Origin of the sequence: Novimethylophilus sp. (assembly GCF_036504375.1) — a bacterium.
Taxonomy (GTDB): Bacteria; Pseudomonadota; Gammaproteobacteria; order Burkholderiales; family Methylophilaceae; genus Novimethylophilus.
Window position 1 is genome coordinate 80,288 of sequence record NZ_DASXVH010000041.1, and the last position, 6,359, is coordinate 86,646.

9 protein-coding genes are annotated in these 6,359 nt (G+C 55.3%); 3 read left to right on the top strand and 6 right to left on the bottom strand.

The genetic code is table 11. From position 1 onward, the window contains the following. Positions 1-4: 4 nt before the first annotated feature. Positions 5-253, bottom strand: a complete 249-nt coding sequence (locus VGK14_RS14695; protein WP_422656614.1) for a hypothetical protein — start codon at positions 251-253, stop codon at positions 5-7. Here VGK14_RS14695 and VGK14_RS05950 point away from each other — a divergent pair. Further along, positions 171-362, top strand: a complete 192-nt coding sequence (locus tag VGK14_RS05950) for a type II toxin-antitoxin system RelE/ParE family toxin (protein WP_331508025.1) — start codon at positions 171-173, stop codon at positions 360-362. The genes VGK14_RS14695 and VGK14_RS05950 overlap by 83 nt on opposite strands. A gap of 108 nt (positions 363-470) precedes the next feature. Here VGK14_RS05950 and VGK14_RS05955 read toward each other — a convergent pair whose 3' ends face one another. The 3 genes from VGK14_RS05955 to nrtS all read right to left on the bottom strand — a co-directional run bounded on the left by VGK14_RS05955 (position 471) and on the right by nrtS (position 3,313). Next, on the bottom strand, positions 471-1,724 hold the full coding sequence (locus VGK14_RS05955) for an alpha/beta hydrolase (protein WP_331508026.1): 1,254 nt from the start codon (positions 1,722-1,724) through the stop codon (positions 471-473). Positions 1,725-1,827: 103 nt separating this feature from the next. Beyond that, positions 1,828-3,042 carry an OmpP1/FadL family transporter gene (locus VGK14_RS05960; RefSeq protein WP_331508027.1) on the bottom strand — a complete coding sequence of 405 codons (1,215 nt, stop codon included), beginning with the start codon at positions 3,040-3,042 and terminating at the stop codon, positions 1,828-1,830. Further along, positions 3,026-3,313 carry a nitrate/nitrite transporter NrtS gene (nrtS, locus tag VGK14_RS05965; protein WP_331508028.1) on the bottom strand — a complete coding sequence of 96 codons (288 nt, stop codon included), beginning with the start codon at positions 3,311-3,313 and terminating at the stop codon, positions 3,026-3,028. The genes VGK14_RS05960 and nrtS overlap by 17 nt, the downstream gene beginning before the upstream one ends. A 226-nt stretch (positions 3,314-3,539) precedes the next feature. Between nrtS and VGK14_RS05970 the strand changes: the two genes are divergently transcribed. After that, on the top strand, positions 3,540-4,316 hold the full coding sequence (locus tag VGK14_RS05970) for an MEDS domain-containing protein (protein ID WP_331508029.1): 777 nt from the start codon (positions 3,540-3,542) through the stop codon (positions 4,314-4,316). A gap of 48 nt (positions 4,317-4,364) precedes the next feature. Here VGK14_RS05970 and VGK14_RS05975 read toward each other — a convergent pair whose 3' ends face one another. Continuing rightward, positions 4,365-4,787: an SRPBCC family protein gene (locus VGK14_RS05975; protein WP_331508030.1), complete on the bottom strand. Its 423-nt coding sequence runs from the start codon at positions 4,785-4,787 to the stop codon at positions 4,365-4,367. A 397-nt stretch (positions 4,788-5,184) separates the two neighbouring features. Between VGK14_RS05975 and VGK14_RS05980 the strand changes: the two genes are divergently transcribed. After that, the gene (locus tag VGK14_RS05980; protein WP_331508035.1) at positions 5,185-5,970 is read left to right on the top strand and encodes a ferredoxin--NADP reductase; all 786 of its coding nucleotides are present in this window, start codon (positions 5,185-5,187) and stop codon (positions 5,968-5,970) included. A gap of 99 nt (positions 5,971-6,069) precedes the next feature. Here VGK14_RS05980 and VGK14_RS05985 read toward each other — a convergent pair. Beyond that, positions 6,070-6,359, bottom strand: a 290-nt coding sequence (locus VGK14_RS05985) for a hypothetical protein (RefSeq protein WP_331508031.1), incomplete at its 5' end; no start/stop codon positions are given.

A 6,359-nucleotide genomic window follows, 5' to 3' on the forward strand; every position in this document is an offset into this window, starting at 1 on the left:
GCATCTATGGATTAATAAAAGCAGAAGCATTGATTTCGATGTCTGAGCCGCGTGAAGAGGCCACGCCATTCTTCCCACGCAGCCATCCCGCATGAGTTACGATGTCCGGCAAACGCGGCGTTTCGCCAGACAGTACAAGAAACTCCACGACAATGTTGCCGCCGATGTCGATGTGGCCGTCGAGACCGTCGCCGAGAACCCGGGCCCTCGGTGAAAGGAAGAAGGGTGGCTTGGCGCAGCTGCTGGTCCACAAGTTCCGCAGCCAGGGGCAACTACACCTGCTTGGGTATACCGTGGATGACGAGGTGCGACTGATCTATCTTGAAGCCATCGGCCACATGAGAATTTCTACCGCGACTTGAAACGCTGATCGAAGTCACCCACAGTGAAGTCCGGATTCCCATAAAAATAAGCGGATCGGTGACTATCCCCGGTCCGCTTTGGAGATATGGAGTTTTATTCGATAACGCCTAGCCAGCAACCCGATACAGGGCACGCAACTCTTGCACCATCTGCCGTTCGTCGCCTTTCCAGATGCTACTGTTTCCTACATAGACGTCTGCAAGCGCACTACGTCCCATCACGCGGCGAATGAAGTTGATGAGTGTATCCGCAACGCCATTCGGATTATCCGTGGCCGGGAAATGTCCCGACCTCGGTATATAAGTAATCTGGACATCATCCGTACCGAGCACGTTGGCAAATCTTTGGGTTTGCGCGGCGGGCATCATGTTGTCGTTTTCACCCCACATGATCAAGGTCGGTACGGTAACATCCTGGTAGCGTACCCCGTTGGGGTTGTGCTGCGGATGATGCGGCAGAAGCAGGGCGGGGCTGAGAATGGCCGCACGGTCCGAGAGCACCCGCATGTTATGGAGCTTCAGGCGCATGGTGGTTGATTTGGCAACATCGCTAATACCGTCGCCCGTTCCATTACGCTCATAGTCCACGTCGACGTAGGGAAAAGTGAGATAACGCATGTTGTACTGGTTGTATTTTGATGGATCGTGCACCATGGTCTTCAGGATTTGCACCAAGGTCTGGTCGAAGGCGGCAAACAGCATCGCGTATTGGGCGTCGCCTTCCGGCGTATTGGGTATGGCCGATGCCCGGCCGATCGCTTGTATCTCGTTGACCGGATAACCGTCGAAGGCAATCGGATCCATCTGGACGAAGGCGTTCAGCCTGTCGTTATACCTGGCGGCGTAATGCGAAGATATGCCGCTCCCCCAGTCGTCGGCAACAAAGATGAATTTTCTGCCGGGATACTCCTGCTGCATCAGCTTCTCGATGTAATCCGTATCGCGTGGCCAATGCCAAAGGTCATTCGGTTCGGCATTATGCTTGCGACCGTAAAGACGCGGCTTGGAGCTTTCGCCCATACCGAGCATATCGATGGAGATCGTCTCGCAGAACCGTGACACCTGCCCCTGGACCTCCTCCCACTGCGAACGATTGGTCGGAACGCCATGCAGAAAAAGGACAAGCGGTCCCTTGTCGCCCATTTTGGTCCACGCAATCTCGAAATCATCGCTCCATACAGTTTCCGTGCTGTGTGGTCCGCCGACTTGAAGCAAACCTTCCGCCGGAGCCTTGTAACGGAAGCTTCCATACTCAGGCGTGCCCTGTGGGCGATACACGGACATGTCGGGAGCATTCCCCGCAGCCCGTACGGGAGGGTGGCTGAGTGCGCCATAAAAACTGTAATTGCCTGCATTGCTCATGATGATCTCCTCTGAGGTTGAAAATGCGACGCGCTCTGCGCCACCATTTATGCATTGCCTGGTGGCAAGACATAATTTTTTAAATTTATCTATAAACATATGGTTAGAAATTCCAGGTGAATGCGGCGCCGACCTGGAATTCGTTAACTTCAACCTTGGTGCCGCCGATCCGGCGATCTCCATCGAAGGCATAAGCCCCTTGAAGATCAACCCTGGCTTTCTGGTTGAACTTATAGCCAACCCCGGCCGCGATTTGCTGTTGCCAGTAGGGTTGCACCAAGGTGGCCTGAACGAATTTGACCAGGGTCGGCGAGATGGGAACGGCTCCGCCCCCGAAGGACAGACTATTGAAGTTGCCTACCGAATTGCCGACGTTGCTTTTCTGCAAATCGCTGGCATAGCTGTAACCCAAACGCCCCACCCATTGGCCCATCGTGTATTGGGCCCCCAAGGCAAGGATTCCCTGGTCTTTCCAGACATCTTTATAGCCATCCGCATTACCCCAGTTCTTGTAAATAAAATCAGCCTCAAGCAGCAGGTTGGGCCATAGCCTGGGTGACGAGGCGATTCCGATGATGCCTTCCTGCGGCTGCTGCAGGTCGAAGGTGGAGAGTTGTCCCGGCGCGGTTTCAGTCACCTTTCTGAAACTGAGGCTCAACGGGCTGTTATAAGTCAGGCTCACAATGGCTGGGCCGGCATCATAGGTCGCGCCTACCGTGCCGCGGACTCCGAAATCATGCTTGAGCGCGGTATTCGAGAGCAGGCCAAGTTCCAGCAAACCAAAGGCCACCGTCGCCGATGCGCCGACACTGAGTTGGGGGGTCATTTGATAGGCGCCGCCGACGTTCGCCCCGAATACAATGAGCTCGACCTGCGGCCGGAGAGCTGTGGCGGCTCTGAAATCGGCGCCGAGCCCGGAAATCATTTGAATGCCACCACCGATTACCGCTTTGTCCGTCAGTCTCTGCTCTGCGCCGACGGTTGGCAGAACGTAATCGGAAGCATCGGAATCGGCACTGAAGGGGGCTCCCGTAACCGATCCGTCGTGCTTGGCGCGTGCATCGACACCAAGGTATGACATTCCCAGACTAAACGCCGTATCACCCTCCAGCTGGGTCATCGTTGCCGGATTGCCAAACACGGCAGAGACAGGATCCTGAGGGCGCGCATATCCAACCCCGGCCATGCCGCCACCGGCAGGCGTTGCCGTCAGGTTGAAATCCGAGCCCAAATTCAATGCGTTGGCATTATTTGCTGCCAAAACAAGTGTTGTGGCCAGCGTTGCTGCAAGTAGATCATGGTCATTGCATTTTTTCATCGTTGATACTCCTCCGTGCATTATCGAGATGGCTGCTGACCTGACCGTGCGTCGAAACGACATAGGGAACCAGATAGGTCAGGACGATTTGAATGGCAACGCTGCCAGTCAGTGCTGAACCGAATATCAGGTCGTAGTGGTTGATGAGGTTGAGGACGGTACCTACCACCAGAGCCACCCGATGGGCACGGCGTACCGTGTGCGGGTGACGCCAATGATGAATATGCCGCTCGTTTTTAGTTTGCTTTCCGCCGCTCATTTCATTAACCATACTCAATGATATTCATCAATGATCAATGATGATCATTGATGTCATTTTTATATCATGTTACAATTCAAGTCAAGATATTTTTATTGTTGGTTTTTGTGTATGGCACAGACGCAATTTCGGAGCGAATGTGTTGGGGGTTTCAATTTGTTTCGTAGATGGTTTGCGGTTGCAATGACGAGAACGGTTGGACATATCAAGCGACAGACGGGTGATGACAAGAGAAACCATGAACATTGCTGGGCACGAAGCGGAAGAGCTTCTGAACATCAAGCAAGCCGCCAAGATATTGAATACAAGCGAGATTTCTCTGCGGCGCTGGAGCGATTCTGGCAAGTTGCCTTGCCTGCGTATAGGCGTCAAACGTGAGCGCCGCTTCCGTCTCTCGGATCTATATGCATATTTAGAACAAGGTACGGTGGCGGGGAGCAGTGTCAAAGTCGAACACGCGACCGGCAGGGTAGCTCACATCAAGCTTGAGGGAATTGCCATCGATTACGGTAGTCACCTATGCGCATTTTACGAAACCGATCCCGGCCGGTTAAAGATGTCGCTGCCTTTCCTGCTTGATGGGCTGCAAGCTGGTGATCGCTGCTTCATGGTGGCCGCCGACGCTGCACAGACTCACATTCTGGGCGAGTTGCGCAGCGTCAGGCCAGCCATTGACATGGATATGAATGAAGGCCGTCTGGTTGTGATGGATGGAATGTCGAGTGGGGCGGAGATGTATGCCTTTCTCGAAAAATCGTTCCTGGATGCCAGCAAGCATGGCATTCACCGATTGCGGGTGCTCGGCGATATGGCCTGGTTTTTGCACAAAGGCATGGGAATCGATGAGCTAAACGAGTTTGAGGCTCGCTACAACACCGGCCTGGGGCACCGGTTTCCGGTAGTCAGCCTGTGCCAATATGATACCAGGGAATTTTCCGGCACCGCTATATTGGGCGCGCTCAAGTGTCATGACGACACCTTTCGTTACCCGCTTACGCGTTTCCTGGGAATTTAGCCGGCGACGGATGCCGCCGGCTGTTGCCACGTTTCGGACGCTTGCGTTTCAGGCAAAGCTTTTTTTCAAGGCAGCCAGTAGCGCTCGATAAATCGGATTGCAGAATTCGGCGACGCCTCCGCCGCTGGAATCCCAGCTTGACGCCCAGACGACGAAGCTGCCGTTATTCTCGGTCACGGTAAAGACGCGCACCTCGCCGACATAGCCCTGTACATTGTCTTTCGATGCGGCACCCGGGCCATCGTCGATGCTGTATCGCACCACGCGTGCCAGATCGTCAAGCGCATGAAGCGTTTCATGAAAGGCATTGTTCAACACGCGCTTGGCGCCAATCTGGGTGGCGGGGATGTTGCCGACGGCGACACATTGCTCAATGACGCCCGCAGCCCAGGAAAGATCATGGAAGTTTCTTACCTTCGCCCATACCTGATCGGCCGGGGCGTCGATAACGACGGAATTATAGCAGCCCATTTTTTGCTCCTTTGCTCAATAGTTTGAAAAGCCACAATTGCAATTAGCTGAAGCTTGCGGCAAGCCGTGCACGAGAGCGCACATAGCATCGATTCATGATGCAGCAGGGTCGCATTTTCGGCCATGTTCCAAATATCAATTTTCTTGGCAGATCGTCCATGCTTGGTGATTTCATGGCCGTACTTCCTTTCCGGGTGTCGCAGCACAATGCGTCGGCTGAGTAAGCCCATTAATATCCGGCGCTCAAGCGGCAACAAATTTCAATCGTTGTTTAACGCTATCAGGCTCACATGGCGGAATAGACCGGACCGCTGCCGCCCTTCGGCGGCACCCAGACGATGTTCTGCCCTATTCGAAGCGGTACCCGCACTGAAGGCTGCGATTCATTGAGAAAGAGATAAATACACATGAGCGCCTCGCTGCAGAACGCGTCCTGAGCGTACACCACTGGAACGACACACTGTTCAGCTTCAAGACCACGCGCGACCCCGGCCTGCGGTTCGAAAACGGCCAGTTCGTGATGATCGGTCTGCAGGTGGAAGGCCGCCCGCTGGTGCGCGCCTATAGCATCGCCAGCCCCAATTACGAAGAGCATCTGGAGTTTTTCAGCATCAAGGTGCCCGACGGGCCGCTGACCTCATGCCTGCAGCATCTTGAAGCCGGCAACGAGGTGCTGGTGAGCCGCAAGCCCACCGGCACGCTGGTGCTGCACGATCTGCTGCCGGGCAAGCACCTCTATCTGTTCTCCACCGGCACCGGTCTCGCACCATTCATGAGCGTGATCCAGGACCCGCAAGCTTACGAACGGTTCGACAAGATTGTGCTGATTCACGGCGTGCGCTACGTCAACGAGTTGGCCTACGCCGATTTCATCACGAAGGAATTGCCGCGGAACAAATTCTTCGGCGAAGAGGTGCGTGACAAGCTGATCTATTATCCGACCGTCACGCGCGAACCTTTCCGCAACCAGGGCCGGTTTACCGACCTGATCGAATCCGGCAAGCTGTTCGAGGACATCGGCCTGCCCCCGCTCGACCCGGGAATCGACCGCGCCATGATCTGCGGCAGCCCGCGGATGCTGCAGGATATCAGCGACCTGCTGGAGGAGCGCGGATTCAGGGTGTCCCCCCGCATCGGCGACCCCGGCAGCTACGTGATCGAACGCGCGTTCGTCGAGAAATAATCGATGCCCAGGCGTAGTGCTCGCCGACGCAAGAGAAATTTTCCGGACGTTTGGACACGCGGGTATGCTGACCATGTTCGGCTCGTACCGGCATTGGCATCATGCCGGCATCAATCGCAGCTGGTAGAGCAGCCTGTGGCAGGAGTGGCGGGATGCCAGCCAGGACAACAGAATAAAGTCCATTACTAATTCCGTTATGGTCATGGCGAGCCCGTGGTGGGCCGGATCCCAATGGCTGACGGGGCTGTGGAACCGTGTTTCCCATTGCAGCGGCCAGAACAGCAATGGGCCATCGTCATAGTGGGTCAGGACGTCGGCGGCTGAATGTAACATGCAACCCAGGAGGAACCACCCGGCCTGTTCCAGGACTCGCCGACGGCCAGGCTGCA